Consider the following 18,995-nt stretch of genomic DNA (forward strand, 5'->3'; position numbering starts at 1 on the left):
AGATTTTAACACAGAGATAGTGTTAATAGAGTTAACGGGCAAAAGTGAATTTTACTAGTTTATCTTTGGAAATTGAAGATAAATTATCTGGATTGACACCCGTAAAATGATACAAAAGGAATGTGCTTTTTCTCTGCTTCGCTTTATTTTTCGCGGGTTTAGAGTGATGCCCTGAAAATATAGGAGGATAGAGATTTGGAACAATTATTTGAGATATACATAAGGGTTAAAAAATATCTTTATTTCTTTTTATCATTTTGTGCATTTGCTTGGGCGCTTACCCCCTATCAATCTGTTTTTCTTGGTCTCTTCGTCGGAACGAGTGCCAGTGTATTCAATCTCACCTTATTGGTTAGAAGAGCAAAGGTATTTGATAAAGCCATTGAAGATGAAGGGAAGGTTTATGGTTTAGGAACTCTTTCTCGAATGGCGACAGCAGTAATTGTTTGCTTAATTGCCGTAGAATATCCACAAAAAGTTCACTTAATAAGTGTTGTAATTGGATTGATGACAGCTTATATTGTCATTATGGCAGATTATTTAGTGCGTTATTTTATTTTACATAAGAATGGTGAGAAAAGAGGTGAGTAATATTGCATCATGAAGCACCTACCAAAGTGTTTTTAGGATTAACTTTTAACCTATCTAATGTTTTAATGATTGTTGTATCAAGTTTAATTGTGTTTTTAATCGCATTTTTCCTTACTCGAAATCTTCAAATGAAGCCAACTGGCAGACAAAATTTGATGGAGTGGATAATGGACTTTGTCCGAAATATTATTAAGAATAACATGGATTGGAAAGATGGTGGAAGATTTCACGTATTAGGGATCACCCTTCTTATGTACATCTTTATTTCCAACATGTTAGGACTGCCTTTCGCTATTACAGTGGATCATACGCTTTGGTGGAAATCCCCAACTGCCGATCCTGGTATAACCTTAACGTTGGCAATTATGGTAGTGGGTTTAACTCATTACTACGGTGTCAAAATGCGTGGTACAAAAGGATACTTTAGGGAGTATGTACAGCCAGTAGGATTTTTACTACCATTAAAAATTGTCGAAGAATTCTCTAATACACTCACACTTGGTCTTCGTTTATACGGAAACATTTTTGCGGGTGAGGTTCTACTAGACTTACTAGTGAATAGCTTAGCTAAGACAAATATTATTGGTACAATAGCTGCCTTCCCATTAACAATGGTATGGCAAGGGTTCTCTATTTTTATCGGAAGTATCCAAGCTTTTATTTTCACTTTATTAACAATGGTTTATATGGCTCATAAAGTAAGTCAAGACCATTAATATATATACCCAGTTCAGAAAATGGACAAACTTTATAATAATTACAATTTAGGGAGGATTTTAATAATGGGTTCATTAGCAGCAGCAATTGCAATTGGTTTAGCAGCACTAGGTGCAGGTTTAGGTAACGGATTAATCGTTTCTCGTACAGTAGAAGGGATTGCTCGTCAACCAGAAGCAAGAGGTATGCTTCAATCAACAATGTTTATCGGGGTTGCGTTCGTAGAGGCGATTCCTATCATGGCGGTTGTTATCGCATTTATGGTTCTTTAATAGATTTAGAATAAATTATTCCTTAGTTATGGCGAAGATCATTCGATAAGAACCTTCGCCATTCCTTTATTTAAAACCAACAATTCTTAAAAAAAGGCTGTTTTCTTGAAGATGGTTGTTATTTCAATAGAAATACTAACTATTAGGGAAGACAAAGCAGCCTACAATACCATACTCAATTTGAGTATATTGATAGCCAAAAATTGTTCCTATTATTTTATAAATAAGCATGTTCACCTTTTTTCCATAAGCGAATAAAGGTTTCCTGTATGTGATAAAACACATTACCTGAAAGGAGTGAATCAAGCGTGTTCACAAATGGATTAGTATTAGGTGCCGTAATGGAATTCGCGGGCGGCGACGTAGCTGTTCAATTAGGATCTTTCTTATTATTATTGTGGGCAATCAAAAAGTTTGCTTGGGGTCCTTTAATGAAAATAATGAAGGATCGCGAGGAATTCGTTGCAAATGAAATAGATAATGCAGAGAAAAGCAGACTAGAAGCTGCCAAACTATTAGAAGAACAAAGAGCGTTATTGAAAGAAGCGCGTACTGACGCACAAGAATTAATCGATAAAGCTAAACAACAAGCAGATGCTCAAAGAGAAACAATCATTGACGATGCTAGAAAAGATGCAGAACGATTAAAAAATGCTGCTTTAGTAGAAATTGAGCAACAAAAAGAAAAAGCTGTTGCAACAATTCGCGATCAGGTTACTTCTCTTTCTGTATTAATCGCTTCTAAAGTGATCGAAAAAGAATTAAATGAGCAAGATCAAGAAAAATTAATTCATGATTACATTCAAGAGGTAGGCGAGAAACGATGATGGATACAGGTGTTGCAAAGCGTTATGCTTTAGCCCTTTTCCAAATCGCCAAAGAAAACGGACAGATAGATCAATTGGATGAAGAAGTTCGCGTAGTGAAATCACTTTTAACCTCTTCGCCAGACATTCATACATTTCTACAATCTCCTAATATCTCATTAGAAAAGAAAAAAGAAATGGTGAAAGTAGCATTTGCTTCAGCAAGTGAGTATATACAAAATCTTTTGATGCTACTGATTGATCTCCATCGGGAAGAGATGATTACTAGTATTTGTGATCAATTTATTGCTTTTGTAAATGAAGCAAAAGGGGTTGCAGATGCAAGAGTATATTCCATCAAACCGTTAACTATGGATGAGAAAAGAGCTATTTCAGCTACTTTCGCTGCAAAAGTTGGGAAAATATCGCTAAATATTGAAAATATCATTGATTCTAACCTATTAGGTGGAATTAAAGTAAGAATAGGTAATCAAATATTTGATGGTAGTCTTCAAGGGAAGCTAAACCGTCTACAACGACAATTATTAGGATAGTAATTCTTTAGATAGGGGTGAAACGCATGAGCATCAAAGCGGAAGAAATCAGTGCTCTTATAAAAAAGCAAATTGAAAGTTACCAATCAGAAGTTCAAGTAAGCGAAGTTGGTACGGTAATTAATATTGGTGATGGTATCGCTCGTGTACATGGCCTGGATAACTGTATGGCTGGGGAGCTTGTTGAATTTTCTAATGGAGTAATGGGCTTAGCTCAAAACTTAGAAGAAAGCAATGTAGGTATCATTATTCTTGGTCCTTACACAGATATTCGCGAAGGCGATGAAGTTCGTCGTACAGGAAGAATCATGGAAGTTCCAGTAGGAGATGCGTTAATCGGACGCGTAGTTAATCCTTTAGGACAACCAGTAGATGGACTAGGAGCAATTAATTCAACAAAAACACGTCCAATCGAATTTTTAGCACCTGGCGTTATGGATCGTAAATCTGTAAGCGAGCCGCTTCAAACAGGTATTAAAGCGATTGACGCATTAGTGCCAATCGGTCGTGGACAACGTGAATTAATTATCGGTGACCGTCAAACTGGTAAAACATCTGTTGCGATTGATACCATCCTTAACCAAGCAGACCAAGATATGGTATGTATCTACGTTGCGATTGGACAAAAGGAATCAACTGTACGTAACGCGGTAGAAACACTACGTAAAAATGGTGCATTAGATTACACAATCGTTGTCACAGCTTCTGCTTCTCAACCAGCACCACTACTATACTTAGCTCCATATGCTGGTGTAGCAATGGGTGAAGAATTTATGTATAACGGTAAGCATGTTTTAATCGTATATGATGATTTAACAAAACAAGCATCCGCTTATCGTGAATTGTCCCTATTACTTCGTCGTCCTCCAGGTCGTGAAGCATATCCAGGGGATGTATTCTACTTGCATTCTCGTCTTCTTGAGCGTGCTGCTAAATTAAGCGACGCAAAAGGTGGAGGTTCTATTACGGCTCTTCCATTTATTGAAACACAAGCAGGGGACGTTTCTGCTTATATTCCAACAAACGTAATTTCGATTACAGATGGACAAATTTTCTTACAATCGGATTTATTCTTCTCTGGTGTACGCCCAGCGATAAATGCAGGTTTATCTGTTTCCCGTGTTGGTGGTTCTGCACAAATCAAAGCAATGAAAAAGGTTGCAGGAACATTGCGTCTGGACCTTGCATCATTCCGTGAGCTAGAATCATTTGCTCAATTTGGCTCTGATTTAGATAAAGCGACACAAGATAAATTAAATCGTGGTGCTCGCACAGTAGAAGTATTGAAGCAAGATCTTAATAAACCGTTAAAAGTAGAAAAACAGGTTGCGATTCTATATGCCCTAACACGTGGTCACTTAGATGATATTCCTGTTACTGATATTAGACGTTTCGAAGAAGAATTCTTAAATTGGCTAGATCACAATCATACAAATGTGGTAGAACAGATTGTTTCAACAAAAGATCTTCCATCTGATGATGATATGACAGCAGCAATTAACGATTTCAAAAAAACGTTTGTAGCTTCTGAATAAGAAGGCAAACTTAAAGATTGGTGGTGAGAATCTTTGGCATCTTTACGTGATATAAAAGCTCGTATTGAATCAACTAAAAAGACTAGCCAAATTACGAAAGCCATGCAAATGGTATATTCGGCTAAAATGAATAGAGCAGTTATTAATGTAAAAGCATTTATTCCGTATATGTCTAAAATGGAAGAAGTGACACATTCAGTAGCGCTCGGCAGCTCAGGCGTTAGCCATCCAATGCTTCAAACGCGTCCTGTTAAAAAAACATGCTATCTTGTCATCACTTCCGAACGCGGACTGGCAGGGGCATACAACAGTAACGTACTTAGAAAATTGAATCAAACAATTAATGAGCGACATCAATCAAAAGAGGAGTATGCCATTATTGTCATTGGAAGAATCGGTAGAGATTTCCTATTAAAACAAGGACATAATGTCATCTTGGATGTAGTTGGAATACCAGACCTACCAGATTTCCTAGATATTAAAGATGTAACAAGTAAAGCAGTAGGCATGTTTGATGATGGTACTTTTGATGAGCTCAATGTTTATTACAGTCATTATGTAAGTGCAATTCAACAGGATGTAGTAGAGAAGAAGGTTCTTCCTTTAACGGATATGGATGCTACGAATACTACATTGACATCATATGAATTTGAGCCATCAGCAGAAGAGATTCTTGATGTGCTATTACCGCAGTATGCAGAGAGTCTTCTATACGGTGCTTTACTAGATAGTAAGGCAAGTGAGCATTCTGCACGTATGACTGCGATGAAGAATTCTACTGATAATGCGAAAGAATTAATAGGTGAATTAAGTCTACAGTACAACCGTGCAAGACAAGCTGCGATTACACAAGAGATTACAGAAATCGTTGGTGGAGCTGCAGCGTTAGAATAACGATGATTAATAAGTTCTGCTTGACGTAAGGTTTAGCAGAACCTGCTTTTAAGAAAGTTTAGGAGGGAAAATAATGAGCACAGGACGAATTCTTCAAGTTATGGGACCAGTTGTTGACGTGAAGTTCGATGGAGGAAGTCTGCCTGACATTAACAACGCATTAAGAGTTGTTCCAGGTCCAAATAGTACTTCTAACGTAGAATTAACACTTGAAGTGGCCCTTCATTTAGGTGATAACACAGTTCGAGCTATTGCAATGTCTTCTACTGATGGCGTTACAAGAGGCTCAGAGGTTATAGATACTGGAAAATCTATTTCTGTTCCTGTTGGTGATGTTACGTTAGGTCGTGTATTTAATGTTTTAGGAGAAACCATTGATTTAGATTCCGAAATTCCAGCGAGTGCTAGACGTGATTCTATTCATAGAGAAGCTCCTAAGTTTGAACAATTATCAACACAAGTAGAAATTTTAGAAACAGGTATTAAAGTAGTAGACTTATTAGCACCTTATATTAAAGGTGGTAAAATTGGTCTATTTGGTGGAGCCGGTGTAGGTAAAACCGTTTTAATTCAGGAATTAATTAATAACATCGCTCAAGAGCATGGTGGTATTTCTGTATTCGCAGGTGTTGGAGAACGGACACGTGAAGGAAACGACCTTTACCATGAAATGACAGATTCTGGCGTTATTAAGAAAACAGCAATGGTGTTCGGACAAATGAACGAGCCACCAGGTGCTCGTATGCGTGTTGCCTTAACAGGATTAACAATGGCAGAATATTTCCGTGATGAACAAGGACAAGACGTTCTATTCTTCATTGATAACATCTTCCGCTTTACACAAGCTGGTTCTGAGGTTTCTGCATTGCTTGGCCGTATGCCATCAGCGGTTGGTTATCAGCCGACGTTAGCAACAGAAATGGGTAGATTACAAGAACGTATTACTTCAACAAATGTAGGTTCTGTAACATCTATCCAAGCTATCTATGTACCAGCGGATGACTATACAGATCCAGCGCCAGCTACAACATTTGCTCACTTGGATGCAACAACAAACCTTGAGCGTAAATTAACAGAGATGGGTATTTACCCAGCAGTAGATCCACTTGCTTCTACTTCTCGTGCCCTTTCTCCTGAAATTGTTGGCGAAGAGCACTATAATGTAGCAAGAAGTGTACAATCTACACTACAACGATATAGAGAGCTTCAAGATATCATTAGTATCCTAGGTATGGACGAGCTAAGTGACGAAGATAAATTAATCGTTCACCGTGCAAGAAGAATCCAATTCTTCTTATCTCAAAACTTCCATGTAGCGGAGCAATTTACAGGTCAGAAAGGTTCTTATGTACCTGTAAAAGAAACCGTAAAAGGATTTAAAGATATTCTTGATGGAAAATATGATCATCTTCCAGAGGATGCGTTCCGCTTAGTTGGACGTATCGAAGAAGCAATTGAAAAAGCGAAATCTATGGGTGTGGAAGTATAAACTAATCAGGAGGGGTAGTAATGAAGACGATTAAAGTCAATGTAGTAACTCCTGATGGCCCGGTGCATGAATCAGATGTAGATATGGTGATCGCAAAAGCAGAAAGTGGAGAGCTTGGAATTTTAGCAGGACATATTCCGATGGTTGCTCCACTGAAAATAGGAGCTGTTCATTTGAAAAAAGGTTCAGATTCTGAATATCTAGCGGTGAATGGTGGAATTTTAGAAGTTCGCCCGGATCAGGTGACAGTACTTGCTCAATCTGCTGAATTAGCGGAAGAAATTGATTATGATCGTGCCTTACGTGCTAAGGAGCGCGCAGAACAAAGATTACATGCTCAGAAGTCAGAGCATGTAGACTTTAGACGTGCAGAACTTGCTCTTCAACGTGCAATGAATCGTATATCCATTGTTGAGAAAAAATACTAAAAAGTCCCTAAGGGGGCTTTTTTTAATCTGTGGAGTGCTTTGAAAAAGAGAATATCAAGCTGTGGTTAAACAGACAAAAAATCAAAAAAAATACCTGAATCAAAAGTGAAACCTTTTGATAGGTAAATACGTCAAATAATAGTTGAATCTGAAAGGATAGATTGGAGGAAAAAATGATTGATGCTTTTGGACAACAGGCATTACTAAGTATATTAATACATATCGTGTTTATAGCTCTTTCGTGGTGGGCATTACAGTCACTAAACTTCGAGAAATTTCTTCGTAAAAATCGAGTTTTCCAGGCAAGAGTATTGTATGTATTATTAGCCATTATTATGGGTTCGATTGTCAGTAACTTTTTACTAGACTACTTAAGTTGGTCACAACAATTACCATTAATATTGAATTAATTACCAAAAATAGAAACAATTAATAAGAAAAGATAGGTCTTCATACATGTTTTCATTGCTTCGTTTTTTCAGTAAAATTCATTTTGTGTGCTTAAATAGTTTGTTCCTTGGTTAATGTTTTATTCATGTCAAAAAGTGACGATTAATCACTAGTATGCAATTCTTCTCTCTGGAAACAATGGTAGTATGGGGGAGGAATTGAAATGAAGATAAATAAAACGTTAATTATTATAATAATTATAATTGGTTTGGCTTGCCTAACATTTGGGAATAACATCACTATCGCGAGAACAAAGTCAGATTTAATAACAATAAATGAAATTTTACAAAAACAAGAAAACGTAGCAATAAATGAATGGTCTCTGCATGCAAGAGAAAGGCTGGATAATGTTACAAGTATAGAAGATGCAAAAGCATATCAGTCAAAATTGAAAAAAGTTTTCCCAAATGGTGACTGGGTAGAAATGAAAACACATCAAAACTGGCAAGCAAAAATGATCGTTCCATCCAGTAACCAAACGGAAGAAAGTATTATTATAACCACTTCTTTAACAACTAATACCGTTCAATCATATATTATTTATGAGGTGAGAGGGAAAAAGTTAGAGGATAAAGAAATGAAAAGGTTAGATATGGAAATTAACGAAAAAATTTCTAACATATTTCGTGGGGAACCGACAATTTTCTCTTGTATTAAAGGCGAATTCAGTGATAAGATGAATGGGACTTTGCCTTATAAAGTTAACCAATTGCTAAATGCATTTCAAGCAAAAGAAGTAGAGGCGTTGGAAGAGGGTGATTTTATATCCACCTCCGCTTATTCGCCCTTATTTGAAGAACGAATTGATAATAGCGAAAAGGAAATGAACGTACAAATAGGATTGAGAACACAAGATATGGGAGGAAAAACTACGTTCGTAGTTGGCACACCCATCATAACGATTGAATATTAATATAGAGATATTGGACGCGGAGGGGAATAGACTTTGGATAAAATCATCGTCCGCGGCGGAAAAAGGTTAAATGGAACGGTTAAAGTGGAAGGCGCAAAAAATGCCGTTTTGCCTGTGATCGCCGCTACATTATTAGCAAGTGATGGAAAAAGTATAATTAAATCAGTTCCGACTCTTTCAGATGTATATACGATTAATGAAGTATTAAGATATTTGAATGCAGATGTACATTTTGAAAATGGTGAAGTAACCGTTGATGCATCAAGGGACTTAAGTGTGGAAGCACCATTTGAATATGTACGAAAAATGCGTGCATCTGTTTTAGTTATGGGATCATTGTTAGCTAGAAATGGCCATGCAAGAGTAGCATTACCTGGAGGTTGTGCAATTGGCTCAAGACCAATTGATCAGCATCTTAAAGGCTTTGAAGCAATGGGAGCAAAGGTTCAGGTTGGTAATGGATTTATCGAAGCTTCAGTAGAAGGCCGTTTACAAGGAGCGAAAATCTATCTTGATTTTCCAAGTGTAGGTGCTACTGAAAATATTATGATGGCTGCTTCCTTAGCAGAAGGTACAACAATTGTAGAAAATGTAGCAAAAGAACCAGAAATTGTGGATTTAGCAAACTTCCTAAATAAAATGGGAGCAAAAGTAAGAGGTGCAGGTACTGGAACAATTCGTATCGAAGGTGTGGAAGTGCTACATGGTACAGAACATACTATTATTCCTGACAGAATCGAAGCTGGTACATTCTTAATTGCTGCTGCTATCACTGGCGGAAATGTACTTGTACAGGGTGCAGTTCCTGAGCATTTATCTTCTTTAATTGCAAAAATGGAAGAGATGGGTGTTATCTTCAAAGAAGAAGAAGATGGTATTCGTGTTGTTAGTGCTGAGAATTTAAAAGCTGTAGACATTAAAACAATGCCTCATCCTGGATTCCCAACAGATATGCAATCACAAATGATGGCATTACTTCTTCGTGCAAAAGGAACAAGTATGATTACGGAAACAGTTTTCGAAAATCGCTTTATGCATGTAGAAGAATTCAGACGCATGAATGGCGATGTGAAAATTGAAGGTCGTTCAGTTGTAATGAACGGACCAACTAATCTGCAAGGAGCAGAAGTAGCTGCTACAGATTTGCGTGCCGCTGCTGCTCTGATTTTATCTGGACTTGTAGCTGATGGTATCACGCGCGTTACAGAGCTTAAGCATTTAGATCGTGGCTATGTAAATTTCCATCAGAAATTAGCTGCCTTAGGTGCTGATATCGAAAGAATTACGGAAGAAAGTGAATTAACATTAACTGCAAGCTATGTTGCGGATTTAAATGCATAAAACAAAGGGCAAACTTTATTTATCGTTTACGTTCAGATAAATAAAGTTTGTTTTTTTGTGGGCAAAATTATACATAGCATGTAAAAAATATTTTAAAAACAAATCGAAATGGGTATTAGCTTCCTTTAAAAATGGCTAATGGAAAAGGTGTTATGTAATGGGGAAATAACAAGAGGTGCATAAATAACAGGATTGCTAAAATAGTATGCAAAACCGACATATTTAGAACAATTTTTTTAGTGAAAAGCTATCGATTTAAACAGAAAAAGAAGGAATAAAAGCTTGTCCACCTCCATAAGAATGTTTTAGAGACAGTTAGAAGGTCTTATTTCTATTTTATGGAGGCTTTTCATTCATGATTAAAATCAAACCTTTCATCGTACTAGGAGTTATTCTGTTTGCTATCACTTTACTTGTTCCCACAATCCTTGTTTTACCCTCTATTCAGGAAAAAAAGGATGAGCCAAACAGTAATGTAGAATCTGCAGAAGCCAAAGAGCCAGCTATAGAAGTAGCCGTATACAGGCAGAATAAGCAAGAAGTTGAGAAATTAGATTTAGAAGAATATGTAGTTGGGGTTGTTGCTTCTGAAATGCCGGCAAAGTTTGAAATGGAAGCATTGAAAGCACAAGCCTTAACAGCCAGAACATATATTGTAAAAAGAATGATGAATCAAGAAAAATCAGATTTACCAGACGGTGCCCTTGTTGGAGACACAATTGATTATCAAGTATACAACAATCAAGACGAGTTAAAGAAAATTTGGGAAAATGCCGGTTATGATTGGAAAAAGAATATGGAAAAAATCGAAGAAGCTGTAGCTGCTACAAAGGGACAAATTTTAACCTATAAAGGTGATCCGATTGATGCCACTTTCTTCTCCACAAGCAATGGCTACACGGAAAACTCAGATGCAATATGGCCAAATTCTATCTCCTATTTACAAAGCGTAGAAAGCCCGTGGGATGTTAATTCTCCTAAGTTTAATGGGGAAGTGACATTGACTGTAAAGGAGTTTGAGAAGACGCTAGGAGTGTCTTTAGGGACTGGTAGTGAAGTATTAGAAGATGTTAAATATACAAAGGGAAAAAGAATAGCAAGTGCCAAAATTAACGGAAAAGAGATGTCAGGAACAGATATTAGAGAAAAGTTAAATCTTAAATCAACTGACTTTACTATGGAACGAAAAGGAGAGACCGTATATATTGCCACAAAGGGATATGGTCATGGTGTCGGAATGAGCCAATATGGAGCAAATGGAATGGCAGCGAACGGAAAAACATATGATGAAATCGTTAAATACTATTATAAAGGGGTTGAAGTCACTGCCTCAGATGATATGCTGACGAAATATACAGCTCAGAAATAAGAAAATCAGCGAAAGTAACGAGGGTATTAGCCGAAATAGTGATAAATCAGCGAAAGTAGCGAGGGTATTAGCCAAAATAATGATAAATCAGCCAAAGCAGCGAGGAAATCAGCCAAAGCAACGAGAATATCAGCCAAACTCAAACTAAGCAAGTCTCCATCCCGAGACTTGCTTTTTTCTACGCTACAAATAAAAAATAAATTTCCATGTATATAATAAAGAACTTTGTCGAAAAATAAGTCTAAAAAAATTTTTTTGCTAATAGGTATATATTTATCATTATCTGTTCAGAATGATTGCTGAGGTGATGATAAAATGAGAGAGGAAGAAAACAAACGTACTTCTCCAAAAAAGTCAAAAGTAAAAAGCTTTTTTAAAAAGCGTTGGGCATTTCCAGCCGTTTATATCGCAAGTGCTGCTATTATTCTAACAGGTGTTCTTTGGTATCAAAATAGCGCATCAGAAACAGATAAGTATAAATATGATGCTGATATGCCAACAAAGCAAATCGATGAACCTGCAGAACCAGTAGCAAAAGAATTTGAAAACTTTGCGTGGCCAGTAGTAGATGAAGAGTCATTTATTACACAAAAGGAATTCTACGATAATACGGCTAGTAAAGAAAAACAAGCTGAATCATTAGTGTTTTATAATAATCAATATCAGCCAAACACAGGTATTGATTTAAAAATGGAAGATGATAGCGAATTCGAAGTGGTAGCTGCCTTAAGCGGAACTGTTACGAAAGTGGCGGAAGATTCTCTATTAGGTAACACGATTGAAATTGATCACGAAAATGGGATTAAAACATATTACCAGTCTGTGAAGGATTTCCAAGTAGAAGTTGGAGATGAAGTGGAAAAAGGTCAACCATTAGCCACTGCTGGAAAAAGTAAGTTAAATCAAGATGCAAGTGTTCATGTTCACTTTGAAGTAAGAAAAGACAATGTTGCGGTAAACCCAATTGATTATTTTGGTAAGCCATTAAGTGCTTTGGAAAGTGATGATACTTCTGGTGCTACATCAGAAGCTGATTCAGAGGTGGAAGAGTCTGAATCTGCTGATGAAGAAATGCCAACAGATAACTCATTAGAAAATGGAATAAATTCTAATCAGGATGAAGATGCAGAAGGAACTACAGATCCGAACGCATAATTGAAAAACTGTGAAAATAGGGGTTGCTATAAATCGGTTTCTTACATGCATGAGATATCATCTTTTGCAAAGTAAGAAGCCCTTTATAGCACTCTTTTTTTATGTCTATATAACTTTCTACGCGAAAAAAATATTTTTAGCATGGGAAATGTCGAAATGAGAAGCCGCGTTTATGTAAACAACTAAGCTTTTAGATAAATTCCTCCTTCCTTTCATGATGGTGCTAGTTCCGTTAATTCACCTATTCAAATCTTTATTAGGTAAAAAGTAATAGGTTTATTTCCATGTTTTAAGAAATGTTTGATGGAAGTTGCCAATTAGGTACGGAAACTGACAAATTTCTCGGGAAATAATTGTCCTTAGGAAACAATCAGTTTTGGATAAATAAGCTTATTAAAGGGTAGTAGTATTTCATTCTCAAATAATCGATCCACATTTTAAATTCCTCATGTGCTCTCCATATAAACCTTCTTTAATTCAGCAAAATAAAGAATTTTAGTTAAAAAACTCATTAAAATCAAAGAAATCATAAAAAAAATTAGACAAACCTTGTCCCTATTCATATTTTTCTGCATAAAGTATCATCCAAGCTAATAAAATGTTACAAACCTTACAAAGAGGAAGTTTGGAGTGAGGGGTCGTTTGAAGACAATGGATATGTAGTCGAGGACATGTTTAATCATAATAAGTACAGAAAGCCTTTGACTTTCTGCCGCATGAAGAATCGTATTTTGTAGGAAAGGAAACGTGCGGGATGAAGAATTTCGATGAAGCGAAAAGCGAGTCTCATTTCACACTTCTCACATCCAATTTAGGGAGGGCGAGTGGTGTGCACGATTACATCAAAGAGAGAACTATCAAGATTGGAAAGTATATCGTGGAGACGAGAAAAACGGTTCGCGTAATAGCGAAGGAGTTTGGCGTATCCAAAAGTACAGTCCATAAAGATTTAACAGAAAGACTTCCTGAAATTAACCCAGATTTAGCAAATGAAGTAAAAGAGATACTTGATTATCATAAATCAATTCGACATCTGCGTGGTGGGGAAGCAACTAAAATGAAGTATAAAAAAGAAGAGTTAGAAGGGGAAACTGTACAGTAAAAAGCAAATGGGGCAATTTTGTAGAACTGTTAGCATGGCAAAAAATAAGGATAAAAATGCCCTAGTGATTTTTAAAACAGAAAGGAAAGTTTGTGAAATGCAGCTACAACAGTCTATCGATGGAGGTGACTTCATCGATAGAAAAAAAGATTTGTATAAAAAGAGACGCTGATTGAAATGCTAAGAAAAGGTACATAATAGCTTTAAAGGACTTTGAAATCAATGTCCTTTTTCTTTTGTAAAGAAAACATAACCAGCTTGAAAATGGTGTGGTGGTCGTTTAAGAGCTGCCTAACATAATTATAAATTCTTTTTGTGAAAAAAAACTCATTTTTTTGACAAAAAGTTACTTATTTCTGCATCCTTGTGATAGAATAAAAAATTAGAGTGGTATAAATAGATAGAGAAAAAACATACAAAATTTTAACCAAAAACATACATAATTCGTCTATTGAAAAAGAAAAAATGGTTGATTTAATATAGAGCGATAAGTAAGACATATTTAAGCGATAAAAATAATGGCTGGCATTTTTCGGAAAGCTGTGCGAATAAAACCCATTTTAAACAGGAATAAAGAAAAAATGAATATTTATTGGCCAGTAGTGTCATTTAATGAAACTTAAGTATGAAGATATCGTTACATATAGTGTGAAAGCCAGCTCTTAGTCTCTATAAGGAAAATGAAATGATTAAATCAAATAAAAGGATAAGCTAAGACAAAGGAGGAGCGTATTTAATGTTTGCTAGAGATATTGGTATAGATTTAGGAACAGCGAATGTTCTAATTCATGTAAAAGGAAAAGGTATTGTATTAAACGAGCCTTCTGTTGTGGCATTAGATCGCAATACAGGCAAAGTATTAGCAGTAGGAGAAGAAGCACGTCGTATGGTTGGACGTACACCTGGGAATATCGTGGCTATCCGACCATTAAAAGACGGCGTTATTGCTGATTTTGACGTAACGGAAGCGATGTTAAAGCACTTTATCAATAAATTAAATGTAAAAGGATTTCTTTCAAAGCCAAGAATTCTTATTTGCTGTCCGACAAATATTACAAGTGTGGAACAAAAGGCAATTAAAGAAGCAGCAGAGAAAAGCGGAGGAAAGAAAATCTATCTAGAAGAAGAACCAAAAGTTGCAGCAATTGGTGCTGGAATGGATATTTTCCAACCGAGCGGAAATATGGTTGTTGATATTGGTGGCGGTACAACGGATGTAGCTGTACTTTCAATGGGTGATATCGTTACATCTTCCAGTATAAAAATGGCTGGAGATAAATTTGATAATGAAATCCTTCAATATATTAAACGCAGATATAAGCTGTTAATCGGAGAACGTACTGCTGAAAATATAAAAATCAATATCGGAACTGTTTTCCCTGGATCTAGAAAAGAAGAAATGGATATTCGTGGCCGCGATATGGTTTCTGGACTTCCTAGAACGATTACTGTTTATTCAGATGAAATTGAACAAGCATTAAGAGAATCGGTGTCTGTAATTGTTCAAGCTGCGAAAAGTGTCCTAGAAAGAACACCTCCTGAGCTTTCAGCAGATATTATTGATCGTGGGGTTATTTTAACAGGTGGTGGAGCATTGCTTCATGGGATTGATTTACTGTTGGCGGATGAACTTAAAGTTCCTGTATTAGTGGCGGAAAATCCAATGGATTGTGTAGCAATAGGTACTGGGATTATGTTAGATAACATTGATCGTCTCCCAAAAAGAAAATTAAGCTAATAAATATGGGGGGCATAAACAAGAGCGAAAAGTTCTTGTTTATGCATAGGAAAATGAAATCTAGTTATTTCATACCCGTTGTACGAAACATTAAACCTAAAAAATCGGAAATGAGAAAATTTTTTCTTGTTCCGATTTTTTTGCTTTAAGGAAGGAATTATTGAAAGTGAACGTCCTTTAAAACTCCCCCTATATCTACCAGTAGATTGTTATGATGGAAACCCGATATAATAAATGATGAATACAAACATTTTTAGACTTTTTTCAACAAAATTTAATGTAATATTTCCATATTTTTTTTATAATAGAATATATATATGAGAATCGAAAATATTGTATAGATTGGAGACAAGTATGTTTAAAGGATTCTATACAGCAGCCTCTGGTATGCTTGCACAACAGCGTAAGACAGAAATGCTTTCCAATAACATGGCAAATAGTACGACACCAGGTTTTAAAACAGATCAATCGTCTATGAGAGCCTTCCCGGAATTATTACAGCAAAGTGTTAGCAAGAATGCAGTTGGTGTTGTAGACAAAGAAGAAGTAGGCTATTTAGCAACAGGAGTCTATATGCAGGAAGCGACACCAAAATTTACACAGGGAGACCTTAATCAAACGGAACTAAGTACGGATTTGGCATTATTAAATGTCAATGTACCAGGGAATGGTACAAATCCTAGTGGCAGCATATTCTTTACTATCCAAAATGCAAATGGCGAAATAGCATATTCACGGAATGGAAATTTCACTTTAGACGGACAAGGCTATTTAACCACTGCTAGCGGATTACGTGTTTTAAATGAAAATAATGAACCCATTCAACTAACTAGCACAGATTTCTCCGTTACATCTGATGGGGTGATTACTGGGAGTAACGGGGAAGCATATCGTCTTGGAATAAGCTACACAGATACACCAGAACAGCTTTCCAAAGAGGGCGATGGCTTATATCGAGCGCAAGACGGTGCAGAACTTCCGAGTGCATACGCAAATAATGAAGTGAATTTCCAGATAAAACAAGGATTCTTAGAGAATTCCAACGTTGATACAGCCCAAACCATGACAGATATGATGACAGCATATCGTGCTTTTGAAGCAAATCAGAAAATGCTGCAGGCATATGATAAAAGCATGGACCAAGCTGCAAATGAAATTGGAAAAATATAAGATTAGATTATTTTGGAATTTCTCTAAAATAAATGCTTTTTTCAATAGGGGAATATAAACCATTTTGATTGTAAGCTACATGCAAAAGCTTTCCGAAAGCAGCTTTTCGATAGAAAGGGTAGTAAAGGGGAATCGCTATGAATAGAACGATGATAACGGCTAGTAATACATTAACACAGCTACAAAAGCAAATGGATCTCATTAGTAATAATATGGCCAATGTTGATACAACTGGCTATAAAAAACAAAATGGAACCTTTACGGATATGCTTTTTCAGCAATTTAATAACCAAGCTGATGAAATGCAAGAAGTCAATCGTCAAACTCCAAACGGAATCAGACAAGGTGTAGGGGCAAAAATTGCTCAAACCCAGTTAGTGATGACACAGGGAACCATAAAAGCATCTGATCGTGTTTTAGATACGGCGTTAACAAAAGAAGGACAATTATACAGAGTGCTAGTGCAAGACGGTGGAGAAACGGAAGTTCGCTATACAAGAGATGGAGCTATGTACTTATCTCCAGTATCTGATAATGAAAATATGCTCGTTACAAAAGATGGCCATGCTATCCTTGATGAGAATAATAACCCAATTTTATTAAATAATAATAGTAAAGAATATTCTTTTTCATCAACAGGAACGCTAACAGTTCAGTTGAATAACGGTGGACAGGAAATGGTGAATCTCGGTATATCCTATGCCAACAATCCGCAAAGTCTTGAAAAAACGGGGGATAATGTATACCGACTTTCTGACTCAGCGGACGAAAACCAAGCAATTTTAGACCTAGACGGTGCTAGAAGAAATGAAATTGGGATGAAGCAAAATGCCTTGGAACAATCGAATGTAGATATAAGCAAAGAAATGGTTAATCTGATTGCTACACAGCGCTCCTATCAATTTCAGTCCAGATCCATCTCTTTAGCAGATCAGATGATGGGATTAGTGAATGGAATACGTTAAAAAGGAGAAAAATGATGGCATTAAATAGCAGTAGTCAGGAAATGGTTAAGACAAGAGAACAGGTAAAAGAATTACGGAAAGAGAAGAAGAATTCAGAAGAGAATGCTTCTCCTAAACGACAAGTTAGAGTTCGTCTGTTTCCTATATGGCTGCGCATAATTGCCATCATTTTGATAATGGTTGTTAGTGTTCTAGCAGGCGCGCTTGTCGGGTATAGTGTAATGGGAGACGGTAAAGCAAGCGATACCTTTAAAAAGGAAACTTGGACACATATTGTCAATTTAATAAATGAAGAGTAAACAAGCGTGGGATTTGTAAAAAATAGCAATTATATCTCCTTTCTTTGATTGTGGCTTACCTAAAATACGCTTTATAACTTTTTAGAGTGACAGGCTATTAACACATTCTCTAAAAAACATCTTTTAAAAAAGGAAGGGATATCCCTTCCTTTTTTATAGGATTATTTAGTACAATAATATATAACCACATATTAGTAGGAGGTCATAAAATGTTAGATATCAATCAAATTAAAGAAATTATTCCTCATCGATATCCCTTTTTATTAGTAGATAGAATTTTAGAAGTGGAAGAAGGCAAAAAAGCAGTTGGAATTAAAAATGTTTCTGCCAATGAAGAGTATTTTAACGGACATTTCCCAGAGTATCCTGTAATGCCTGGTGTACTCATTGTAGAAGCGTTAGCTCAGGTTGGAGCAGTTGCTATGTTAATTAAGGAAGAAAATAAAGGGAGACTTGCATTTTTCGCAGGAGTTGATAGCTGTCGCTTTAAGAAGCAAGTTTATCCCGGAGACCAACTTCGTCTAGAAGTAGAAATGACAAGAGTTCGTGGAAACTTTGGAAAGGGAAAATGTGTAGCTACAGTGGATGGCGAAATTGCTTGTGAAGCAGAAATCATGTTTGCCCTAGGGGATAAAAAAGAAGCGTAAAAAAGTAGGAAGAGGGATAGGAAGCCGTATAGGGAGTCCATCTCTTTTTTTGCAAAATGAAGCTTTACATCTTTGTTTATTATTGGAATTAAGGAATAAGACGTAATAATTTTCTTTTCTTGGATAACCTAATTATTGACCCATTAAAGGTCATGAAGATACTTATCAAGAAAAGGGGTATAACGAATGAATAAATGGATGAAGTTATTAGGTATTTCAGCGTTATCCGCAATGCTTTTAACAGCTTGTGGTGACAATGATGATCAAAGTCCAGCACCAGATGATGATACAACAATTGAAGATACAGATTTAGATACGGACGATGTGGTTCCAGATACAGATTTAGATAATGATAACGAAACAGATGTACCAGATCAAAATACAGATGAAGATTTAGATCCTACTACGGATGATAATGATCCTGGTGAAGATATGATTGAAGATAAAAATGACGCTAATGACAAAGATGACGTAGACGAGTAATAAGTCTGTATCACTAATGCAAGGCTTTGTTCTTATCTGAAGCTATCAGTAGTTTCAGGTAAGAACAAACCTCATTA

General features: G+C 36.3%; 21 protein-coding genes. All 21 read left to right on the forward strand.

The window, feature by feature from the left end; translation table 11 throughout:
* Nucleotides 1-195 precede the first annotated feature (195 nt).
* The 21 genes from ACWNMZ_RS21435 to ACWNMZ_RS21535 all read left to right on the forward strand — a co-directional run bounded on the left by ACWNMZ_RS21435 (nucleotide 196) and on the right by ACWNMZ_RS21535 (nucleotide 18,918).
* Nucleotides 196-591 carry an ATP synthase subunit I gene (locus ACWNMZ_RS21435; RefSeq protein WP_031536717.1) on the forward strand — a complete coding sequence of 132 codons (396 nt, stop codon included), beginning with the start codon at nucleotides 196-198 and terminating at the stop codon, nucleotides 589-591.
* Between the two features lie 2 nt (nucleotides 592-593).
* Nucleotides 594-1,307: a F0F1 ATP synthase subunit A gene (gene atpB / locus ACWNMZ_RS21440; protein WP_031536716.1), complete on the forward strand. Its 714-nt coding sequence runs from the start codon at nucleotides 594-596 to the stop codon at nucleotides 1,305-1,307.
* Between the two features lie 66 nt (nucleotides 1,308-1,373).
* Nucleotides 1,374-1,580 (forward strand): F0F1 ATP synthase subunit C, encoded by a 207-nt coding sequence (gene atpE / locus ACWNMZ_RS21445; protein WP_016204791.1) that lies wholly within the window; start codon nucleotides 1,374-1,376, stop codon nucleotides 1,578-1,580.
* Nucleotides 1,581-1,888: 308 nt separating this feature from the next.
* A complete protein-coding gene (gene atpF, locus ACWNMZ_RS21450; protein WP_235251337.1) occupies nucleotides 1,889-2,407 on the forward strand; it encodes a F0F1 ATP synthase subunit B in 519 nt (172 codons plus the stop codon).
* A complete protein-coding gene (locus ACWNMZ_RS21455; RefSeq protein ID WP_251628615.1) occupies nucleotides 2,404-2,940 on the forward strand; it encodes a F0F1 ATP synthase subunit delta in 537 nt (178 codons plus the stop codon). Before atpF ends, ACWNMZ_RS21455 begins: the two co-directional genes overlap by 4 nt.
* 26 nt (nucleotides 2,941-2,966) lie before the next feature.
* Nucleotides 2,967-4,475: a F0F1 ATP synthase subunit alpha gene (gene atpA / locus ACWNMZ_RS21460; RefSeq protein WP_031536713.1), complete on the forward strand. Its 1,509-nt coding sequence runs from the start codon at nucleotides 2,967-2,969 to the stop codon at nucleotides 4,473-4,475.
* A 33-nt stretch (nucleotides 4,476-4,508) separates the two neighbouring features.
* On the forward strand, nucleotides 4,509-5,369 hold the full coding sequence (atpG, locus tag ACWNMZ_RS21465; protein WP_031536712.1) for an ATP synthase F1 subunit gamma: 861 nt from the start codon (nucleotides 4,509-4,511) through the stop codon (nucleotides 5,367-5,369).
* Nucleotides 5,370-5,442: 73 nt separating this feature from the next.
* Nucleotides 5,443-6,858 carry a F0F1 ATP synthase subunit beta gene (atpD, locus tag ACWNMZ_RS21470; RefSeq protein ID WP_031536711.1) on the forward strand — a complete coding sequence of 472 codons (1,416 nt, stop codon included), beginning with the start codon at nucleotides 5,443-5,445 and terminating at the stop codon, nucleotides 6,856-6,858.
* Between the two features lie 20 nt (nucleotides 6,859-6,878).
* A complete protein-coding gene (locus ACWNMZ_RS21475; protein ID WP_031536710.1) occupies nucleotides 6,879-7,286 on the forward strand; it encodes a F0F1 ATP synthase subunit epsilon in 408 nt (135 codons plus the stop codon).
* A 173-nt stretch (nucleotides 7,287-7,459) separates the two neighbouring features.
* A complete protein-coding gene (locus ACWNMZ_RS21480) occupies nucleotides 7,460-7,696 on the forward strand; it encodes a DUF1146 family protein (protein ID WP_031536709.1) in 237 nt (78 codons plus the stop codon).
* A gap of 203 nt (nucleotides 7,697-7,899) precedes the next feature.
* Nucleotides 7,900-8,649: a YwmB family TATA-box binding protein gene (locus tag ACWNMZ_RS21485; RefSeq protein WP_251628617.1), complete on the forward strand. Its 750-nt coding sequence runs from the start codon at nucleotides 7,900-7,902 to the stop codon at nucleotides 8,647-8,649.
* Nucleotides 8,650-8,682: 33 nt separating this feature from the next.
* The gene (gene murA / locus ACWNMZ_RS21490; protein ID WP_251628620.1) at nucleotides 8,683-9,990 is read left to right on the forward strand and encodes a UDP-N-acetylglucosamine 1-carboxyvinyltransferase; all 1,308 of its coding nucleotides are present in this window, start codon (nucleotides 8,683-8,685) and stop codon (nucleotides 9,988-9,990) included.
* Between the two features lie 355 nt (nucleotides 9,991-10,345).
* A complete protein-coding gene (gene spoIID / locus ACWNMZ_RS21495; protein WP_048718902.1) occupies nucleotides 10,346-11,359 on the forward strand; it encodes a stage II sporulation protein D in 1,014 nt (337 codons plus the stop codon).
* 315 nt (nucleotides 11,360-11,674) lie between these two features.
* Entirely contained in the window at nucleotides 11,675-12,514 is an 840-nt protein-coding gene (locus ACWNMZ_RS21500) for a M23 family metallopeptidase (RefSeq protein ID WP_031536705.1), read from the forward strand.
* A gap of 829 nt (nucleotides 12,515-13,343) precedes the next feature.
* A complete protein-coding gene (gene spoIIID / locus ACWNMZ_RS21505; RefSeq protein WP_016204804.1) occupies nucleotides 13,344-13,616 on the forward strand; it encodes a sporulation transcriptional regulator SpoIIID in 273 nt (90 codons plus the stop codon).
* 736 nt (nucleotides 13,617-14,352) lie between these two features.
* Entirely contained in the window at nucleotides 14,353-15,354 is a 1,002-nt protein-coding gene (gene mreB, locus ACWNMZ_RS21510; protein WP_031536704.1) for a rod shape-determining protein, read from the forward strand.
* A 354-nt stretch (nucleotides 15,355-15,708) separates the two neighbouring features.
* Entirely contained in the window at nucleotides 15,709-16,524 is an 816-nt protein-coding gene (locus tag ACWNMZ_RS21515; protein WP_031536703.1) for a flagellar hook-basal body protein, read from the forward strand.
* A gap of 137 nt (nucleotides 16,525-16,661) precedes the next feature.
* Nucleotides 16,662-17,489 (forward strand): flagellar hook-basal body protein, encoded by an 828-nt coding sequence (locus ACWNMZ_RS21520; protein ID WP_449598890.1) that lies wholly within the window; start codon nucleotides 16,662-16,664, stop codon nucleotides 17,487-17,489.
* 14 nt (nucleotides 17,490-17,503) lie between these two features.
* On the forward strand, nucleotides 17,504-17,788 hold the full coding sequence (locus ACWNMZ_RS21525; protein ID WP_235251348.1) for a DNA-directed RNA polymerase subunit beta: 285 nt from the start codon (nucleotides 17,504-17,506) through the stop codon (nucleotides 17,786-17,788).
* 209 nt (nucleotides 17,789-17,997) lie between these two features.
* On the forward strand, nucleotides 17,998-18,435 hold the full coding sequence (gene fabZ, locus ACWNMZ_RS21530) for a 3-hydroxyacyl-ACP dehydratase FabZ (protein WP_031536700.1): 438 nt from the start codon (nucleotides 17,998-18,000) through the stop codon (nucleotides 18,433-18,435).
* Nucleotides 18,436-18,621: 186 nt separating this feature from the next.
* Nucleotides 18,622-18,918, forward strand: a complete 297-nt coding sequence (locus tag ACWNMZ_RS21535) for a hypothetical protein (protein WP_235251351.1) — start codon at nucleotides 18,622-18,624, stop codon at nucleotides 18,916-18,918.
* Nucleotides 18,919-18,995: the final 77 nt, after the last annotated feature.

This window comes from Niallia sp. Marseille-Q9988 (assembly GCF_976954375.1).